The organism is Fictibacillus halophilus, assembly GCF_042680145.1.
Taxonomy (GTDB): domain Bacteria; phylum Bacillota; class Bacilli; order Bacillales; family Fictibacillaceae; genus Fictibacillus; species Fictibacillus halophilus_A.
Window position 1 is genome coordinate 2,597,512 of record NZ_JBHTNQ010000001.1, and the last position, 19,220, is coordinate 2,616,731.

The window sequence follows — 19,220 nt, forward strand, 5'->3', positions numbered from 1 at the left end:
ACCCGTTAAAAAAATTTTGAAACCTTAAAATTTAGCTAAGCATAATTAATTACTTATTTTTCCCAAAAGTACATACCATCTTTGTGATCAATTAATTGAAAGCCTGATTTCTCTAAGACTCTTGCTGAAGGAATGTTCGTATCCAAGCACTCAGCTGTTACCTTATTTACGTCTGGACGTTCAAGAAGCCATTCTGTTAATTTTGAAACCATTTCTGTAGCATATCCTTTATTTCTTCCTTGTCTGACTAAGCCATAACCAATCTCTACGACTCCCTTGTCGTTAGGGCCTCCTTTACAGCCAATCTCCCCGATTAGTGTATTGCTGTCTTTTTCAATTACAATCCTGCTCCAGATTGATGTTTCAGGGTGTTGTTTCAGCTTTTCTTTTTTTTGCGGAATACGTTTTGCATATGTCGGACTCGGCCATTCTTCTGAAATGTTGTGCCCTATTACCTTTTTTAACTCACTTTTTCCTTTTAAAGTTGCTTCTACCATCTCATACGTATAAGGAATAATAAGAAGACGCTGTGTTTCAATCATACTGATTTCCCCATATCCTGTTCATATTTTTTTATTTGGCACTTTTAAATAATCTTTGTTTTTGAATCGCTTTCTGAAGACCCTTCTTTGACAAGTTGATTGGAGCGCAAGGTGCGAGACTCCTGCGGGATCAGCGTGCCAACCACCTGAGTATACTTCTCAGCAATTCATGCGACGAGGAAGCACGCTGCGATAGAATTTCTTGCAGACGCAGGAGCACATTTTTGCCTCCTTGGATACGAGACCCCGTGAGCGCGAAGCGATAGGGAGGCTCACCGCACGCCCCGCGGAAAGCGAGTATCCTGGAGCGGAAATCAACCCTTTCAAATAGCAACAAAGATTACGAAAACACCCTTCTATTTTAACTGATTTCCCCATAAAAAAGAGACTTCCATAAAAGTCTCTTTTCAAATACTTTCTTATTCAATTTCTTTTTCAAGTTTAGAGTGTCTCTTTGAATATAAAAAGTATACTGCTGCACCGATACCAAGCCAGATGATGAAACGAACCCATGTGTCTCCATCCAGCTGTGCCATTAAGAAACCACAGAATATGATCGCAAGTATAGGAATCCATGGTACCGCAGGGCATCTAAAAGCACGAGGCAGATCAGGCTGTGTTCTTCTCAGCACAAGTACTGCTACGGAAACCAGTACAAAAGCAGACAATGTTCCGATATTAACGAGTTTTGCAAGCTCGTCAAGCGGTATTAAAGCTCCCATAAGTGCAGCTACAATACCAAAGAACCATGTTGAACCATATGGTGTACGATACTTTTCATGAACGGTTCTAAAGAATTTCGGCAAAAGACCGTCACGTGACATCGCATAGGATACACGAGTTTGTCCATAAAGCATTACGAGCATTACTGTTGTCATCCCGAGGATCGCCCCAACGTCAACAATTCCTGCTACCCAATTCTGACCTGCCAACTGTAGAACAAGAGAAATAGGATGATCTTCGTTTCCTTTAAAATCAGGGTATGGAACAACTCCAGTCATGATACCGGTAACAATCACATAAAGGAATGTACAGATAAGCAATGAATAGATGATTCCTTTTGGAAGATCTTTGTTTGGATTTTTCGTTTCCTCAGCTGCTGATGCGATTGCATCAAACCCGATAAAGGCAAAGAACACTAAGGCTGCCGCCGCAAAGATTCCTTCCATTCCAAATGGTGTGAAAGGCGTCCAGTTTGTCGGTTTAACATAACCAACGGCTACTACAATAAAGAGTAAAACAACGGCTACTTTGATTACAACCATGATGTTGTTTACTCGTTTCGACTGCTTAACACCTACTGAGAGCAGGAATGTAATTAACATAACGATTAAAAATGCAGGAAGATTAAAATAAGATGTTAGACCTGGGACCGCTCCTGGTGCTGCACTGAGTGTAGCTGGAATATGGATGCCAAATCCTTTTAATAGGGATTGGAAGTAACCAGACCATCCAACCGAAACCGCACTAACGGCTAGTAGATATTCAAGGATTAAGTCCCATCCGATAATCCATGCTAGGAATTCACCCATCGTGGCATAGGTATACGTATATACCGATCCAGAAACTGGTACGGTTGAAGCAAATTCAGCATAAGACAATGCTGCAAATAAACACGCCAAACCGGCAATAACAAAAGAGATGATAAGAGCTGGTCCAGCAGTTAGAGCTCCAGCACCTGTAAGGACAAAAATCCCTGTTCCGATGATCGCTCCAATACCGAGCATCGTTAAATCCCAAGTACCTAACTCTTTATTTAATGTTGTACCCGTTTTTGAAGCAGCTACTAAATCAGAAATGCTCTTCTTTCGAAAAATGCCATTTTTCATAAAAAACCTCCATAGACAGCTTTTTTAATTTGTTTGTAAATTCACTCAAATCTTAATATACAATATTTTTCGTTAACTTTCGACATTTTTTGGAGCAATAGCAGAAATTACTAACTTGTTAGCTCGCTTTTACAAATATACCCATGTTCATTTCGCGTTAAACGAAACCTGAATTTTTTAAATAAATTCAAAAAAAGATGATACCGGTATCCCGGGTATCACCTTTTTCACTAGAGATTATTTCATTTTCAAGAGAAATTTTCTTTCAGTAATGAGGATTCTTTTTTCGGGAACCGCCAGGAATATGACTGCTATCACAATAAATGTTCCGCCTAAGAGCTGGTACGATCCAAATGATTCGTTCAGCCACGTAATGGATAAAACAGCAGCTACGAGCGGTTCAATACTTGATAGCAGGCTTGTCTCAACAGCAGACAAATACTTTAAGCTGCCGATATAAAGAACGAAAGAAACCGTTCCGCTTATTATAATCAAGAGAAGCATGGAGAATGTGCTGACCGTTAATGAACCGATCATCTCCGAAAGGCTAAATCCGGGATTCACCAAATATAGGACGATACCTCCTATCAGCATCCCCCAGCCCACAATAATGGACGTCCCCCATCGCTTAATGAGTGAGGCAGGGTGCAGCGTGTAAAACATAAACCCAAGCGCTGTTAATCCCCCAAAAATAATTGCTTTCTTTGATAATACAATATCCTGCACAGATCCGTTTGTGATCAAATAGAAAACGCCAGCTAATGCTGCAAACAATGCGATGAACTGCATGGATGAAGGCAGCTTTTTGTTAAGAACCGCAACCCATATCATAATAAAAACAGGACCAAGAAACTGAAACAAAGTAGCTGTTACAGCATTACTTATGTAAACCGTTTCAATAAAAGCATATTGCGCTCCAAGCATGCCAAGAACCGAAAATATTATAAGCTGAATCCATTGCCCCGGATGTTTCCAAATCGTGAAGATATCTTGTTTTGCAAAAAATAAAAAACTTAATAGAATGATACCTGCTGCTATTAAACGGACAACTAAATAGTCAGCGGATGTCAGTTCTGTTTTTTGAAAAAGCCACTGAATCATGGGACCAGAAATTCCCCATAGGGTGGCACCACTAATAATCATAATTAAACCTATTTGACGAGACCGTTTCATGAAGCATACCTCCTAAGCTGCAACTTGCTTTTACACATATAAAATGATAAGCATAGAGGTATTATAATGAAGTTCTGACTCTATAAAAAGAGTCAGATTTTTAAAATTCAAGGGGGTCAGTTTTGTGGTTGAAATCACACCAAGCCTTGATACACTTAGTAATAAACCTCTATACATGCAGCTCTATCTTTTTATCAAGCAAGAGGTAGAGAACGGCAACCTGCCTAAGCAAACAAAACTGCCTTCTAAAAGAAAGCTGGCCAAGCATCTGAACATCAGTCAGAACACCATCGAATCTGCCTACAGCCAGCTGGTCGCTGAAGGTTATATCGAATCCGTTCCCCGCAAAGGCTATTTTGTGTGTGAAGTCGATCGAAACCAATTAGATGTTAGCAGGAACATCTCAACTGTTAAAGAGAAAACGTACAGAGATACTCCATATCGCTTTGACTTTACCAATACAGGCATTGAAGTGAATGCCTTCCCATTTTCCGTATATCGAAAAATAGCAGGTGAAGTGATCAGACCCGAGAATAAAGAAGTTTTATTGTTAGGCCACCCTCAAGGAGAATATGGACTTCGGGAAGAAATCTCGAAATACGTATATGAATCCCGCGGTGTACGCTGTTCTCCAAGCCAAATCATTATTGGAGGAGGAACACCTTATTTAATAAAAATCCTCTTTCAGTTATTGAATCGCAGTACGTTTGCTGTTGAAGACCCTGGCTATCACCGAAAGTTAGTCTTATTTGAAAATCGGCATGAAAAAGTAAAGATGATACCGCTGGATGAAGGCGGATTAATCGTTTCTGAACTTGAAAAAAGCGAAGCAAATGCCGTTTTTGTAACACCTTCACATCAATTTCCGTGTGGGATGGTCATGCCTATAGCCCGGCGATTGCAGCTGTTGAAATGGGCTGAAGAAAAGACAGATCGCTTTATAATTGAGGATGATTATGACAGTGAGTTTCGATACGAAGGAAAGCCCATTCCTGGTCTTCAAGGGCTAGATACTTACGAGAACGTCATTTATATGAGTACTTTTTCAAAAGCTCTTATTCCTTCTTTACGGATAAGTTATATGATTCTTCCAAAACCGCTTTTAACAATCTATCAAAATGAATATTTCTTTTACACACAAACCGTATCTCGTATCGATCAAGAGATTTTAAAGCGTTTTATAAAAGAAAGACATTGGGAAAAGCATATAAACCGCATGAGGGTAGTTTATCAGAAGAAGAGAGATGCCCTTGTTGCTGAAATTTCGAGGTGTTTTCCTGAATCTGTTGAAATAATCGGCCAGGACTCAGGACTTCATCTTTTAGTACGGCCAAACAATGGAATGACAGAAAAAGAGCTGGTTGAAAAAGCCGCTGCATGCAGCATTAAGGTCTATCCTGTTTCTGCATACGGCAGATGTGATCATCAAACCGTATTGATGGGGTTTGCTGTGCTGTCTGTGGAAGAAATTAAGAATGCTGTTGAGCTGCTGGTCAGAGCTTGGTTTAAATAAACGGCTGTTTACGCATACATTGTTGCTCTTGAATGTAATTGATTTCCGCTCCAGGTTGCTCGCTTTCCACGGGGCGTGCGGTGAGCCTCCTGCCGCTTTGCGCCATTAGGAGTCTCCACCTGACCGCTCGTCCCGTAGGAGTCTCGCACCTTGCGCTTCAATCAACTTGCAAATGAAGAAAAGAGCCAACAGCAACAATCCTTTCGAAAAGAGCCAAATAAATAAACTCGCGGGAAGGGGTTCCTGCGAGTTTATTTATTCCTTTTTTATTATTTCTTTTGGTTTAATCGCATTAAAAAATATTCAATGGTATCTAATTGTTTTGAACAACCGTTTAAAATAAAGATAGGCTCAGCTGGTTCTTCCATTAGGATTTCAGAACAAGTGTCTTTGTAAATGCCTTTGTCTAGTCCAGCATAACCATCATGGGAATTATCATACGTATAGTGATATTTTTCTCCGTCAAAAACAAGATCCTTAAAGATCGGGTCTCCTTCCATTGTATAGCTCGTAATTCGAATTTCATCTTCTTTTTTAGCATTCGTATTCTCTAAAAACTCATGAAACCGCTCAATATTATAATTTTCATATCCCCAGATAATATCTCCTCTCTTTTTTGCCTCATTTTTGTTGTAAGCTTTTGAAGTGTGTTCGTGAATGGGAAGAAGAGCTGTTTTCTTACCATCCCCATTATCATATATTCCGTTTAACCATATACCTGCCGTAATCATAGCGACTAAACTTAAAATCTTCATTTTGCCTCCTAAAATATTGTCCATTTATAGATTAGACGATAAACAAAATGATTTGGTCGCAATTTCCATTTCCCACAAAAAAGTGTTTTAAGCTAAAATGAATATAATATCTTTTTCATTAAAGTCTGCTTAACTAAAAGGAGAAATTTTATGAATTTAGAACAAATCAAATACATTGTAGAAGTCGCAAAAGAAAGTTCTATCACAAGAGCTGCTGACAAGCTTCATCTCTCCCCTTCTGCGATCAGTCAATCCATCACTCAGCTGGAAAAAGAGTTTGGCATCTCGATATTTACGCGTTCCCGGCATGGTACACTCCCGACCGCCGAAGGAAAATCTATCGTGTCTAAAGCGTATGAAATTCTACATAAGATGGATGAACTGCAAGAAGAGCTTTCTGTTAAACAAAAAGCAAAAAGACTAGCATTAAAAGTAGGCTGTGCACCAGCACTCACCTATATGGTGTATGATGCCTTTATCCTGTTTCATGAGCAGTTTCCTGAGGTCAACGTCATGATCAAAGAAATCGACCAGGATAATATTTTAGAAGAAATTAAGAATGGAAGTATTGATATCGGGTTAAGTTCCTTTACAGAGTATGATTTATCTTCTATGAAGCATGAAAAAGGAATTGGGTACGAACCCCTATATACTGGTCATGTCTGTGTTTGTGCAGGAAAGAAATCTCCTCTGTACTATAAGGAATTTTTAACGCCTGATGAACTGGCCGATCAAAAGATCGTCATTTACAATTCAAAAGGCGGAACAACGTTTAATGATACGTATTTCAATAATAATCAGATCTTGTTTTCTTCAAACAATGTTGAAGTATTACGATCAGCTATTCTTGACGGACATGCCTTTTCTTTCGTTTTGAACTTTACTTTTAAGAAGAACGCAGATGTGCTGAATGGAAATTTAGCCCTCATTCCATTCAAAAATCCAGATCTGATTTCTCAAGATTTTTGGACGCTTTATCCTCTTACAAAAGGTTTCACGGCAGAAGCAAAAGAATTCGATAAAATCGTAAGGTATTTACTAGATCAATAACAAACAGTCAGTTAGCATTCTGTTCTTTCTCTAGCATACTCTTTTGGTAATAAAAGATTAACTTATCCAGCAACTGACTTTGTTTTACAAGTTCATGATTAGAAAAATCATTTGAGCTCGGTCTAAGGTCATACATTTTTTGACGGCATCTTTTGATTTCTTGCAATAGTAAATGCATCTCGTAATCCATTAAAGCAATCCCTTTCTAGCACACTAGTTTATTCCATTTTCTGTTTATAACCTAAGGATAGAGCGAACCCCATTTTATGTAAATTTAATGTTTTTTAATAGTTTTTCAGTATTCCTTAAGTTAATGGAAGAAGAATTGTACCTGGAAACCACTCTTTATTTTGTATCCATTGCTGAGCACAACATTTGCAAAAGGACTTGAGCTCTTTCTGAGAAATACGCTTGTTTTGACGAAAATTTTTCTAAATCGAAAGTGATTTTATAAAGGAAATTTATGTTAAAATCAAATATAGTCTTTAATGTTTTTTGAGGTTGATAGAGGGGGAAAACTTTTGCCAAAATTTCTTTTGCACGTAGAAGGATTGTTTGTATTCATATTAAGTGTGTATTTTTACTTTCAGAATGAATTTAGCTGGTTGCTGTTTTTTTTATTACTTTTAGTCCTGATTTATCCATGTTAGGCTACCTTATTAATAATAAAATTGGTTCAATATGTTATAACCTGTTTCATACTTACATTTTAGCAATTGTTTTATTAATGTTTGGATTTATTTGGTCCATCGATCTGCTTCTTGCAATAGGACTGATCCTCTCTGCTCATATCGCCATGGATCGATCCATTGGATATGGACTCAAATACCCTAGTCACTTTAAAGATACTCATTTACATAAAGTGGCTTCTTAAAAATTTCCACTTAAAAAATCAATTATTTGTCCAATCACTTTAGACAAGCCTGCGTAAGATATAGTAGAAAGGGGATATATTCGTGTATTCTCTTTCATAGTTTCAAAATAGGGGGGTGTCTATTTTGAGTCTAATCAGCATTCTAGATAATTTTTTCTCTAATAAGAAAAGAGCTAAAAGCAAGAAAAACAAGAAAAGAATTGGCTAACCCCAATAATAAAGAGCTGACCTATTGGTTAGCTCTTTTCATTTGGCTGTTTTCGCAATCTTTGCTGCTCTTGTAAGTGGTTGATTTCCGCTCCAGGTGCTCCCTTTCCGCGGGACGTGCGGTGAGCCTCCTTGGCGCTATGCACCATTAGGAGTCTCACCTGTCCCACTGTTCCCGCTGGAGTCTCGCACCTTGCACTCCAATCAACTGTCAAAGAAGTGCTTCAAAAAAAACAATCAAAAAGCCTTTTCATTATAATAAGATTGCGAGCAGAACAGGCAGAGTGATTAAAGAGAGAAGAGTACTGACTAATGTAGCACTAGAAACGAAGTCTGGTTCTGTGCCAAATTGAAGTGCGTACATGGTCGTGTTCGCGGCAGAAGGCATGGCTGCCATTAAAATCATGATTGCTTTAAGCATTGGGTCTATCGGCAAAAATAAGGTGATGCCATACGCGATTACCGGTGAAACGAACAATTTTAGTAAGAGTGAGTACGTCAGCTTTTCGAACTGAACATTTCGCAAAGAAATTTTTGCAAGCTGCATTCCCAGAATAATCATGATGGTCGGAATGGCAGAGTCTGCGACTAAATCGAGAGCTTCTGCAATGGAACCCCCTATTTTGATATCAAGCTGTTGAAAAATCACACCAGCTATCGCACCATATAGGATCGGCATTCTCACTACCGCTCTTAGCGCAGAGGAGACACCATCGTTTTCAGGACTTCCCTTTGCTGCGTAGTAAATCCCCACTGTACACATCACCAGCTGCTGAATAACCATTAACACAACAGCATAATCAAGTCCTGCAGCACCAAAAGCAAAAAGTGCGACAGGTGTTCCATAGTTTCCGTTATTCATGAAGGCTGACGCGAGGATCACTCCGCACGTTTCCCGCACAGTGTATTTTTTAATAAAGCTGACAATATATACGAACGCAATTAGCGTGAAACAAAGCACAAGCGTGTAAATCAGCATATACCCATATGTCTTCGTCAATGTAGTTTCATAGAAAGTTCGGAAAACAAGAAAGGGAGACATAAGGTAGAGAGCCATAGTGGAAAGCGATTGTGTCTCAAAACCGATTACCTTTTGACCGATAAATCCGATAGCAAAGATAGCGAAAACCGGCAAGACGATACTTAGCAGTTCTAACATGTATAAACCTTCTTCCTTATTCACTTCATCTATCGTAGCATATCGATTTTAAATAGAAAAAATAAAAAGGCTTTCTGCTAGTAACAAAAAACCTTTAATAAACATGAGTTATAAATACAAAAAAAGGAATTCAACAAAAATTATTCTCTGCTTTTATCACTTTTTCGATGGAAGATTTATCGTAAAGCATGTTCCTTTTTTCAACTCGCTCTTAATCAAAATTTGTCCGCCCATTTGCTTCACGATTTGATGGCATACGGTTAACCCCAAGCCTGTTCCTTTTTCCTTTGTTGAGTAATACGGGCTGCCTAGTTTTTTTATTTGGTTTTCGGTCATTCCTACACCGTTGTCTTTAATTTGAATGGATACGAAACCATTTGCATTTTTCTCAGCCGATATCGAGATCTCGCCTTCGCTTTTAATGGCTTCAATTGCATTTTTGATAATATTTATTAACACTTGCTGAATTTCTAGTTTAAGCCCCTCGATTTCGAGGGATTGTTCAACTTGCTGTGTGATATGAATGCTGTTTAGAATGGCGTAAGAATGCATTACGTCAATCGATTGTTGAATGACGGAAGTTAAATCAATGGTTTCATATTGATCGGTTTGCGGCTTTGCGAGAGCTAGATACTGATTAATGATTTCCTGCGCCCGATCTAGTTCCTCAATTGAAATGCTTATGTACAATTGCTGTTCTTTCGTTAACTTTTCTTTTTGCATTAACTGCATAAACCCCCGGACAGATGTCATCGGATTGCGGATTTCGTGTGCAACCGAAGCTGCCAGCTGGCTGACAACATTCATTTTTTCTGTTCGAATCAGCTCTTGTTTCATTTCAATTTGTTCATTCATATTTTCAATTAAATATATGATTGCAATCAGGGTTGCCAAAATAATAAGAGAAGAACTTAATTCAAATAAGGTTTGCCGATGGTCTCCTTTTATCTCTAGAAAAATCCCTCTTGTGATCGGGATCATCATATAAAACAAACTGATCACGATGACTTTACCTTTTATTCGATAACGGTGGAACAACCTGGTTACAGGGAGTAACAATAGACAAAACACTGTATAATTGCCTAATAGGATTAACAACTTCTGGTCTGTAAAGGAACCGATTACAAGCAAAGCAAAAAAAGCTGCAAATCCTGCCCTTTTGCCTCCGTATAAAAAAGACAATATGATCGCGACTGCTTTAAAGTCATACTTATAGATTTCGAAATAATAGACAGGCTGGCTCATTGTAAAGATTAAAATAATCAGCATGAACAGAAAAAATTTCGAATGGATTTTTTTCCGTTTCTCTTCTCTTTCATTAAAAAAGACTTGATAGATAAGGATTGTAAAAAGAATGAAGACCACGTGCAAGCACATGCTTTGGATAGACTCCCACATACCGTTCCCTACTTCCTAGATTCACCTGTCTTTTTGATTTTCGACAAAATTTAAGAATATCCTTGTATATAAAACTAAATTCTAGGTATTTATATCTATCATTGTGGAAGTTTGTCTTTTTAAAAAATTTCCGCTACGTGCTTGGTTTATATACTAAGTACAGGCGCAGCAACGCACCCGTTAATCAAGGAAGAAATTCACTATATATTCAACTATTAAAGCTAATATTGAAGTAAAAATGATATCAATGACTATCCACTTCTTTTTTCGCTTTTTATATTCCGGCTCCATAAAATACCTGATAGCATAAACAATCGTGAAGATGATGAGTATTTCGATAATATTCAGATCTTATCCTCCTCTTTTGTTCAAGAACACGCTTGTTGAATAAAAAGTTAGAGATCTCTTTATACTCGCATACAGCTACTATTTTGGTGTATGCGCCTTAATTGAGTCGCAAAAACGCATGACATTTTTTCGTGTCATGCGTTTTTTAATAAGGAGTGATGTATTATTCTCGCCAAAATTTCGTATATTCTGCTTTGTCCTGAATATTAAATTGAATCATTTGCTCAAGCAGTTCGTAATTTACCGGCTCTTTCCAAGGAATTCGAAACAAGCCTTTTGTAGCGCTGTAGCCAGCTTGTGCAATGTCATCAGCAAACTTCACCATGGTTACCTCTTCGGGTGCAACACTCATATGATGCTTCGCTGTGGAAAAGCCAATAATATATGTGCCGTGATCGGAAAACATTGGCGTATTCCACTTAATCTGCGGCTCCAAATTTGGAAACTTGTTAGTCACCCACGCCAAAATTTCCTCAGTTCGATCGCGATGGTCGGGGTTATCGATACCTGCTAAATATTTTGAGAAAACTTCCATGTCTTCCTCCTCCGATGCTATTGCTTCCAAAAATTTAAATTCTCACCCCTGTCTTTTGATTTCATAATTAATTATCTTCTCAAGCCATTCGTAAGTTCGTTACAGGGTTTTAACTTAACATCTTACATATTTTCGTTTGAAACCAATCTTTCCTTTATCTACTTGCTTTTGAATACTTTCGGAAGCGAGTAGGAAACTGCTTTTTTTATCCTGCCGTTTTATTTCTACTGGACCAACTGCTTTAGCGGTCTCGACCGCATTATCATGGAGCGGCAAATATGAAACCCCCACAGTGTATATGAAATTATTCATAGCAGATTTTGTTCGATCAGGAGAATCGTGGATCGTACTTTTTACCTGATCAAGCATACTAGCAATCTTGCTTTCGTTAAATTCCAAATCCGGACGATTACCCAATAGCCAGCAGTAGCAACTCCAGCCAGCTGACATTTTCAGCTCTTCACCGCTTGCGATCCATTTATCGGCAACGGCTTGTGCAATATCTGTTTCAGCTAAAGTTACTGCAACTACATAATCGGACAACATGTAAAAATACGCAGCATCAATCCAACGATCAAAATCCGCCTCAGTCATTGCATTTGGGTCTGCAATTATCCCTGCAAAGTACATTGCATCGTAATTACCTGTAGCGTATAGCTCCTCAGCCAAAGATTGATCTTTTACAATTTTCTTGGCGATTGGTTTCATTTGGCCTGTAGCCACACCAAAAAGCGGCTCGTGGGCGCCATTTGATATGTAAATTTTCTTGGTGCGTTCCTTGCCGAGAGCTTCAAGCTCTTGCATAACCATTTGTAAATTCATTTGTTTCACACTTCCTTCTTTATGGACGTTATTCACCATAAGATTTAAGCCTATTCTTATAAACTAATAAAATATATTATTCCCTCCGGTTAATCCTATCAGATTATTTTATATAGTTACTGATTTAAGCACTCTTTCAATTAATTAAAAATGCACTTCTCCTTCTTGAAGAAGTGCATGAAGAAAATATTTCTTAACCAATAATCTAGCTAAATTTCAGCAGGATTTTAATATCCTACACTTCTTTAGAGGTTTCGCTGTATTTCTTAAAATTGTCCATAAATGCCTGCCAGCCTGCTTCTTGCATTTCGATCGGATTGGAGGTTTCTGCTTCAAACGTCTCAATTACTTTAGTGTTGTTTTCTTGATTGATGAAAGAAATCGTAACTTTTCTTCCATCATCAAGTGTGTAAGAAATCAATTCGTTTATTTTTACATCATCATAAACTCCACCAAAATCAAAACCAAAGCTACCATCCTTAGCTTCCATTCTCGTAAGAAATCTACCGCCAACTTTTAAATCGTTTTCGGCTTTTGGCGCATGCCAATCATCTGAAGCATAACTCCATTTTGTAATATGATGCGGCTCTGTCCAGTATTTCCAAACTTCTGCAACCGGTTTATGAACTGTGGTTTCTACCGTTATGGTTACTTTATTACTTGTCTCCATGTTAATGATCCACCTCTCCATAATATGATTATTTTTACTAGATTTCTAGTGAAGAACAGGCAAATACTCCTGAGTGTCTATTCAGCTTGCTTTAGGATTCATCCTCCTCTCTCTAAAACTTACCTACCGTTTACTTCAAGAAAAAAGTGCATTTCTCCTTCTTGAAGAAATGCACGTTTTTTGTGTACAGTATTTTTTCTAGACTAATCATTTAATCCTTTTCCATCGAGAATTTGCTGCATATATTTTTCAACCCTTGACTCTCGCGTTTTGGATTGTTTAGCTTTAGAAAAATAAAGAATGTAAGCTCTTTGCCGTCCCGGCGTCAATGCTTCAAAAGCAGATTTCAAATCAGGAATATCATCAAATTTATTTTGAAGTTCTTCAGGAATTTTATATTCTGTATGCTTTTTCAATTCCACATTTAAACCCGCTTTTTCAACTTCAATGGCTTCAAGAATATAGTCTTTTATGATGGATTCCATTTCAACAATTTCTTGAACGTTGGTGAACCGAATCTGCCGTGCCGCCTGTACGTTCTCCGTTTGCTGGATTAGAATCCCATGGGGATCCTTTAACAAGGCTCCTTTGTGAAACAGAAGCGCACAATAATCTTTAAATCCATGCATCAATACGATATTCTTTTCCTCATACATGTAACAAGGATGCATCCACTTAATATCTTCGGTCAGTCCACAGTCAAGAATGATAGGTCTTAACTGCTCAAATTCTTCCTTCCACTGTTTTGTTTTTCGTAAAAATCCATCAACTTTACGATTCATTCTACTATTTGTCATCAAGGAACACTCCCTCTAATTTTTCGATAGATACTCTTCCTGAAAAAAAGGTAGCACCGCCGCCCATGTCTGCAATTCGATCAGGCGTAAGCGCGTTTACCAGATGTTTTGTCCCATCTACTGATCCCCAAAGACCTTGAGTAACGGCCACACCCGGAAGAACATTGTCTCCAACACTGGCTTTTAAAATACATTCCCCTCGCTCGTTCCAAACTCGGACCTGCTCTCCATCCTTCACATCCAACTTTTCTGCATCTTCACGATTCAGTACCACTACAGGCTCTTTTTCTAGTTCGATATGTTTCGTCTGGTTCGCAAAAGTTGAATTTAAAAAATTATGGTTTGGCGCCGCTATAAATTGAAAGTAGTGATCAGAATCCTTTATTAAAGGTACATATGTTGGTAATGGAGGATAGCCGTCCTGCTCCATCTTTTCGGAATATAGTTCGATCTTTCCGCTCGGCGTGGGAAGGCTGTCAGGAAATTTCGCCTTTGCCTTCAGATAATGATGTTTCGTTAACGATTCATAATTTATTTCTTCTATATAAGGATTCAAGGGATTTGCTAATGATTGCTCAATTAATTCTGCGTCCGTCTCATCAAAAGCCGATTCGGTAAAGCCCATTCCTTTAGCCAGCAGCCGGAACACGTCCGTGTTTGACTTTGATTCCTCGAATGGTTCGATTACAGGCAGCTGAAGTTGAATATAGTGATGCCAATACGATGTATAAAAATCCGTGTTTTCAAAGGAAGATGTAGCCGGTAAAACAATATCTGCGTATCTTGCCGTTTCTGTTAAAAATAAATCATGGACGACAGTGAAAAGGTCTTCTCGCTCCAATCCGCTTCGAACTTTGTTGCCAGCGGGAGCAACAACAGCTGGATTTGTCCCATATACATAGAGCGATTTTACTGGGGGATCTAAAGTGAGCAAGGCTTCTCCCAGCAGATTCATATTAATCACACGTGTTTTTTTGTTTTTTAACAAATCAGGCCGCTGCAAATTATCAGTTTCGTGTGCCAGGTAAGCGGAATTTCCTTTGATAGCCCCTCCACCTTCTACAAGCCACTGTCCTGTTAAAGCGGGAAGGCAGGAAATCGTTCTCACAAACATGCCGCCATTGTCGTGATGCTGCGGACCATTTCCAATCCGAATAAAAGCAGGCGAAGTTTTACCATACATCCTTGCAAGTTGAACAATATCCTCCACTGGTATGCCGGTAATGCCCGCTACGGTAACAGGGTCATACTGCAAAACATGTTCACGCAGCTCTTCATGACCTATTGTAAATTGCTCCAAAAATGAGGAATCCACCATGTTCTCGGCAAATAAAATATGCATCAGTCCTAAAGCCAGAGCGGTATCAGTCCCCGGTAAAATGGGAATAAACCAGTCTGCTAATCTAGCAGTTTTGTTTTTATGGACATCAATAACAATGATTTTAGCTCCATTTTGTTTCCGGGCTTGTTGAGCAAGTGTGACTTGATGCATGTTCGTACTAACAGCATTAACTCCCCAAAAAATAAAAAGCTTCGTGTGGATGGTATCCTCAGGATCGGTTCCATAACTGCCGCCCATCGTATATTTATAACCAGCTGCACCTGCTGAATTACAAATACTCCTGTCCAGCTGGGAGGCTCCCAATCGATTGAAGAAACGGCGATCCATACCTTCAGCACTTAGGTTTCCCATATTTCCATAAAAGCTGTAGGGAAGAATACTTTCCGCACCATCGGTTTGCAGCAGTTCCTTCCAGCGGGTGGTAATCGTATTTATAGCTTCCTCCCAGCTGATTCGGACAAATTCTCCTTCTCCTTTTGCACCAATTCGCTTCATGGGATATTTCAGCCGTTTTTTATCATAGATTCGTTCTGTCATATTTCGAACCTTGTTGCAAATAAACCCCTTAGTAACTGGATGATCAGGATCACCCTCGACTTTAATAATTTTTCCATTCTTTTTATGAAGCAGCAGCCCGCATTGATCCGGACAGTCTAGTGAACAAACTGAAGGGAAAACACCATTTGGGCTATCCACAAAAGAGGACATAGTCTATCTCCTTTCCATTAAGGCAGCATCTTGTTAGATTTTTAAATTAATTCTAACATCATAGGATATAATCGTCGCGCAAGTGGTACTGATATGTACATAACAAAAATTAAATATCCTTCTTCACAAAACGGGTACTGCCAATGACACTGACCCTATTCAGATGATTTTTTAAAATTTTTCGAGGGGCAAGATGGTCCATATGAAAGAGTTTGAGGGGAGAATCGCTCCTCAAGATTTTGATTTTTGCTTTCATGACCACTATATAGGTATAATTTTAATAAATGGAAACGGAGTGGAATATGGACAATAACGTCTTTGAACAGATGGCAAAAAGATATGATACAGAAGATAGAATTGAATTAGCTAAAGTCATAGTTAAGGAAGTACGACCAGATTTACGAAATAGTAAATCAAAATCTTTAATAGACTATGGAAGTGGTACTGGTCTTATTAGTTTAGAATTAACAGATTTAGTAGATTCTATTTTGTTGGTAGATTCATCAAAACAAATGTTAGAGGTTGCGAAAGCTAAAATTTCTCACAAAGGAATTTCCAACTCAAAAGTACTTTATTCAGATTTTACTCAAGAAACTCCTGAACTTAAGGCAGACATCGTTTTAATGTCACTAGTCCTTCTTCATATTCCGGATATTAAAAAAATTTTACAAGAATTGTTCAACATTTTAAATAATGGTGGCAAGTTAATTATTATTGATTTTGACAAAAACGATAAAATAAATCATCCGAAAGTTCATAACGGTTTTTCGCATGAAGAACTAAGAAAGAGTTTATCCGAAGTAGGATTTCAATCAATTGAAATTAAGACATTCTATCATGGTAATAATATTTTCATGAATCAAGATGCCTCTATGTTCATATCCAGTAGTATAAAATGATTTCTTTTTTTATTCTATATAAAAGGTCGAATTCCCGTACGCTAAGAATTCGACTTTTTTAGTTTTATAATCTTACAACCACTTCGGTACCGTCTTGGGCTTTCACATTAACTATCTCTAGCCCTTTATGCTTTTTTAGTTCTTTAATAATACGTTTAAGTTCTGTTTTATCTATGGAAGGAATGGTAAAGGATATATTTTTCTTATCTAGATGAGGTTTCGACCATTTGTTTGCATGTCGAATTAACAGTTTGGAGGTTAAGATCGAAACGCCGATGTTTAAAAGGACATAAGGAACAGGTATTGTGAACGTTGCCCCTTTTGTTTTTACATTTACACTTAACATTTTCAGTATCCTACTCAATAACTATTGAAACGGTATCACCGTTTGCAGATTTGACATCAACAATCTGACCGTCGAGTTCATTTTCGATCGCATCAAAGATTAGATCAATATCAATATCTTTTACATATTGTTCAGATTGTGGAATCTTTGAAGCGATGTTGTGTCCTGCAGCTAGAACGACCTTTACTAATTTAATTGGAAGGTTTACATTTACGTTGTCACTCTCAGCAGATTTAACACGAATCTTTAATGTTTTATCCATGTAACTTGAAGGGCTGTTCGGTGTAAAGTTTGATGGTCTGACAGATGTACCGTGTTCCTTTTCTTTTAAAACGTGAATTAATTCAGAACCTTTCTCAGCGTCAATCTTACCTTCTTGAACCATTGTTAATACTTTTTCGATCTCATTTTTCATTTCTCATTCCTCCTACTCGTCTTTTAACATTTTGATTGCTTCATCTGGAGTAATCTCACCCCGATCAAGCATCATAACGATTTTTTTCTCGTCTACTTCATTCTTCTTTTTTTGTTCATACCCTAATGAAAATGCAATGTCGTTCAGCTTGCCTCGAACGGTTGGGTATGAGATTCCAAGTTCTTTTTCAACTTCTTTAATATTTCCTCTGCATACGAGAAAGACCTCGACAAAATGAAGCTGTTCTTTTGTTAATGAAGCAAATTTTGATAACTCGAATTCGTTTTCGATTGTTGTTTGGCAATGTGAGCAATGGAGTTTCGTGACCTTGAGTGTTTGTGTACAAACAGGACAATTTGTAAGTAATGGATGAGCCATATCAGATTCCTTTCTTTTTGTTTAATTTGATTATATACAACAAAGTGAAAAAAGTGAACAAAATTTATAAGAATAATTAATTTTTATGTTAATTATTTTAATTTTTTATCCTCAATACGTTTATTTTTCAATATTATTATTAATTTTATTTAACCTGCAACAAAAAAGACTTCCCTTAATGGAAAGTCTTTTTTGTTAAATGCAAATAATTGCTTTACTTCGAAGCCATATACTTCTTCGGCAGTTTAAAACCATTGTCTGCCATGACTTCCCTGAGGCGATCTGGATAATCGGTGATCATACCGTCTACACCATCATCGACGAGTTTATTCATGGTAGCTTTATCGTCTACTGTCCATGGAATGACTTTCATTCCAGCTTGATGTGCATCCCCTACCATCTTTGCTGTTACATAAGGTTCATAGTTCTCATCCGTAATCTTACCGTTCTGGGGAAATCCGTGTACTGGTGAGATCGCGTCAGCTCCGAACGATTGAGCAGCCGAAACAAGATCTCCTCCGAAGTCATCGATATCGATACCTCCAAGCCAAGGTGAAGCTCCAGGTTGTCCTGGCTGCAGGAATTGAGGACCGTTTGTAAGTGCCACGATCGGAAGCCTTGGCTCAACTTCTCGCATCATCATGAGCGATCCCCAGTCAAAGCTTTGAATTGAAACCCGCTCGAGCATCCCGGCCGCACGAACCTCACGGGCTACGATGTTAACAAAATCTTCACGCGGAGCTGTCTCATGAGGAGCACCTGCTTCAACTTTAGTTTCAATGTTCATCCAAACCTTTTTCGCATCATACTGTTTTACAAGATCAAAAACATCAGTCAGTAAAAGCATTTTTGCTCCAGGACTCGTTTCCTGCCCTGGGTATTGCGGTTTGCTCACCGAACCACAGTCCATCGTGCGGATCTGCTCAAGGTTCAGGTCCTTTATGTATTTCCCCACGTAGGGATACTCTGGGTCATTTTCAAAAGCAGGGGCTGTATCCTTACAGACTGCGTTTGATATCTTTCGATCATGGGTAACCACTGCTTGATCGTCCTCTGTGATCTGTACATCAAGCTCGAGTGTACTTACCCCAAGTTCCAGCGCATGTGAAAAAGATGCGATAGAAGATTCAACCATGAGTCCCATGCCTCCTCGGTGTGCTTGAAGATCGAATCCTTTTGGACCAAAAGACTTTTCAGCTGCAGTTGCCTCCTGCCCAGATACTATAATTGAACTCATTGTGAGTACAGCTATAGTTGAAGATATTACTTTTTTTCTAATCATTTCCTCATCCCCAAACTCTTAAATAGTTTTACATAAAAAGTATACAGAGCCGATGTAAAGGAACATGAGTAGAATCTTTAAAAAAGCGTAAATAAAAATAAGGAGATAGTCCCCCGCAAAAAACAGCTACTTTGATAAGGTACCTGGGAAGTAATTTAAGAAACAAATGAGTGGTTGT

At 38.3% G+C, this 19,220-nt stretch carries 19 protein-coding genes and 1 pseudogene; 4 read left to right on the forward strand and 16 right to left on the reverse strand.

The window, feature by feature from the left end; genetic code table 11:
• Positions 1-53 precede the first annotated feature (53 nt).
• From ACFQ4X_RS13370 to ACFQ4X_RS13380, 3 genes are all read right to left on the reverse strand, one after another.
• Positions 54-542: a GNAT family N-acetyltransferase gene (locus tag ACFQ4X_RS13370; protein ID WP_379835857.1), complete on the reverse strand. Its 489-nt coding sequence runs from the start codon at positions 540-542 to the stop codon at positions 54-56.
• 419 nt (positions 543-961) lie between these two features.
• A complete protein-coding gene (locus tag ACFQ4X_RS13375) occupies positions 962-2,371 on the reverse strand; it encodes an amino acid permease (RefSeq protein ID WP_379835859.1) in 1,410 nt (469 codons plus the stop codon).
• A gap of 237 nt (positions 2,372-2,608) precedes the next feature.
• Positions 2,609-3,544, reverse strand: coding sequence for a DMT family transporter (locus ACFQ4X_RS13380; protein WP_379835861.1), 936 nt, complete (start codon positions 3,542-3,544; stop codon positions 2,609-2,611).
• Positions 3,545-3,668: 124 nt separating this feature from the next.
• On the opposite strand from ACFQ4X_RS13380, the gene ACFQ4X_RS13385 reads away from it, so the two are divergent.
• Positions 3,669-5,057, forward strand: coding sequence for a PLP-dependent aminotransferase family protein (locus tag ACFQ4X_RS13385; protein ID WP_379835863.1), 1,389 nt, complete (start codon positions 3,669-3,671; stop codon positions 5,055-5,057).
• Positions 5,058-5,326: 269 nt separating this feature from the next.
• On the opposite strand, the gene ACFQ4X_RS13390 is transcribed toward ACFQ4X_RS13385, so the two are convergent.
• The gene (locus ACFQ4X_RS13390; RefSeq protein WP_379835865.1) at positions 5,327-5,812 is read right to left on the reverse strand and encodes a DUF4362 domain-containing protein; all 486 of its coding nucleotides are present in this window, start codon (positions 5,810-5,812) and stop codon (positions 5,327-5,329) included.
• Between the two features lie 150 nt (positions 5,813-5,962).
• Here ACFQ4X_RS13390 and ACFQ4X_RS13395 point away from each other — a divergent pair, with 150 nt between their 5' ends.
• Positions 5,963-6,862, forward strand: a complete 900-nt coding sequence (locus ACFQ4X_RS13395; protein ID WP_379835867.1) for a LysR family transcriptional regulator — start codon at positions 5,963-5,965, stop codon at positions 6,860-6,862.
• Positions 6,863-6,869: 7 nt separating this feature from the next.
• Here ACFQ4X_RS13395 and ACFQ4X_RS13400 read toward each other — a convergent pair whose 3' ends face one another.
• Complete coding sequence (locus ACFQ4X_RS13400; RefSeq protein ID WP_379835869.1) at positions 6,870-7,052, reverse strand: Spo0E family sporulation regulatory protein-aspartic acid phosphatase; 183 nt, start codon at positions 7,050-7,052, stop codon at positions 6,870-6,872.
• A 331-nt stretch (positions 7,053-7,383) separates the two neighbouring features.
• On the opposite strand from ACFQ4X_RS13400, the pseudogene ACFQ4X_RS13405 reads away from it, so the two are divergent.
• Positions 7,384-7,736: pseudogene (locus ACFQ4X_RS13405) on the forward strand (DUF4260 domain-containing protein).
• 460 nt (positions 7,737-8,196) lie between these two features.
• On the opposite strand, the gene ACFQ4X_RS13410 reads toward ACFQ4X_RS13405, so the two are convergent.
• The 7 genes from ACFQ4X_RS13410 to ACFQ4X_RS13440 all read right to left on the reverse strand — a co-directional run bounded on the left by ACFQ4X_RS13410 (position 8,197) and on the right by ACFQ4X_RS13440 (position 15,722).
• Positions 8,197-9,102, reverse strand: coding sequence for an AEC family transporter (locus tag ACFQ4X_RS13410; RefSeq protein ID WP_379835871.1), 906 nt, complete (start codon positions 9,100-9,102; stop codon positions 8,197-8,199).
• Between the two features lie 156 nt (positions 9,103-9,258).
• Positions 9,259-10,479: an ATP-binding protein gene (locus ACFQ4X_RS13415; protein ID WP_379835873.1), complete on the reverse strand. Its 1,221-nt coding sequence runs from the start codon at positions 10,477-10,479 to the stop codon at positions 9,259-9,261.
• A gap of 532 nt (positions 10,480-11,011) precedes the next feature.
• Positions 11,012-11,383: an iron chaperone gene (locus tag ACFQ4X_RS13420; protein ID WP_379835875.1), complete on the reverse strand. Its 372-nt coding sequence runs from the start codon at positions 11,381-11,383 to the stop codon at positions 11,012-11,014.
• 114 nt (positions 11,384-11,497) lie between these two features.
• Positions 11,498-12,205, reverse strand: coding sequence for a DNA alkylation repair protein (locus ACFQ4X_RS13425; protein WP_379835877.1), 708 nt, complete (start codon positions 12,203-12,205; stop codon positions 11,498-11,500).
• Positions 12,206-12,440: 235 nt separating this feature from the next.
• A complete protein-coding gene (locus ACFQ4X_RS13430) occupies positions 12,441-12,875 on the reverse strand; it encodes an SRPBCC family protein (protein WP_379835879.1) in 435 nt (144 codons plus the stop codon).
• Positions 12,876-13,078: 203 nt separating this feature from the next.
• Positions 13,079-13,672 (reverse strand): YdeI/OmpD-associated family protein, encoded by a 594-nt coding sequence (locus tag ACFQ4X_RS13435; protein WP_379835881.1) that lies wholly within the window; start codon positions 13,670-13,672, stop codon positions 13,079-13,081.
• On the reverse strand, positions 13,662-15,722 hold the full coding sequence (locus ACFQ4X_RS13440) for a molybdopterin-containing oxidoreductase family protein (RefSeq protein ID WP_379835883.1): 2,061 nt from the start codon (positions 15,720-15,722) through the stop codon (positions 13,662-13,664). The genes ACFQ4X_RS13435 and ACFQ4X_RS13440 overlap by 11 nt, the downstream gene beginning before the upstream one ends.
• Before the next feature lie 302 nt (positions 15,723-16,024).
• On the opposite strand from ACFQ4X_RS13440, the gene ACFQ4X_RS13445 reads away from it, so the two are divergent.
• Positions 16,025-16,621: a class I SAM-dependent methyltransferase gene (locus ACFQ4X_RS13445; protein ID WP_379835885.1), complete on the forward strand. Its 597-nt coding sequence runs from the start codon at positions 16,025-16,027 to the stop codon at positions 16,619-16,621.
• Between the two features lie 64 nt (positions 16,622-16,685).
• Here the strand turns inward: ACFQ4X_RS13445 and ACFQ4X_RS13450 are convergent, their stop codons facing one another.
• The 4 genes from ACFQ4X_RS13450 to ACFQ4X_RS13465 form a co-directional block, all read right to left on the reverse strand.
• Positions 16,686-16,967 carry a hypothetical protein gene (locus tag ACFQ4X_RS13450; protein WP_379835887.1) on the reverse strand — a complete coding sequence of 94 codons (282 nt, stop codon included), beginning with the start codon at positions 16,965-16,967 and terminating at the stop codon, positions 16,686-16,688.
• Between the two features lie 10 nt (positions 16,968-16,977).
• Complete coding sequence (locus ACFQ4X_RS13455; RefSeq protein WP_379835889.1) at positions 16,978-17,382, reverse strand: SHOCT-like domain-containing protein; 405 nt, start codon at positions 17,380-17,382, stop codon at positions 16,978-16,980.
• Between the two features lie 12 nt (positions 17,383-17,394).
• Positions 17,395-17,760, reverse strand: coding sequence for a DUF2089 domain-containing protein (locus tag ACFQ4X_RS13460; RefSeq protein ID WP_379835891.1), 366 nt, complete (start codon positions 17,758-17,760; stop codon positions 17,395-17,397).
• Positions 17,761-17,974: 214 nt separating this feature from the next.
• A complete protein-coding gene (locus ACFQ4X_RS13465) occupies positions 17,975-19,042 on the reverse strand; it encodes a glycerophosphodiester phosphodiesterase (protein ID WP_379835893.1) in 1,068 nt (355 codons plus the stop codon).
• Between the last annotated feature and the right edge of the window lie 178 nt (positions 19,043-19,220).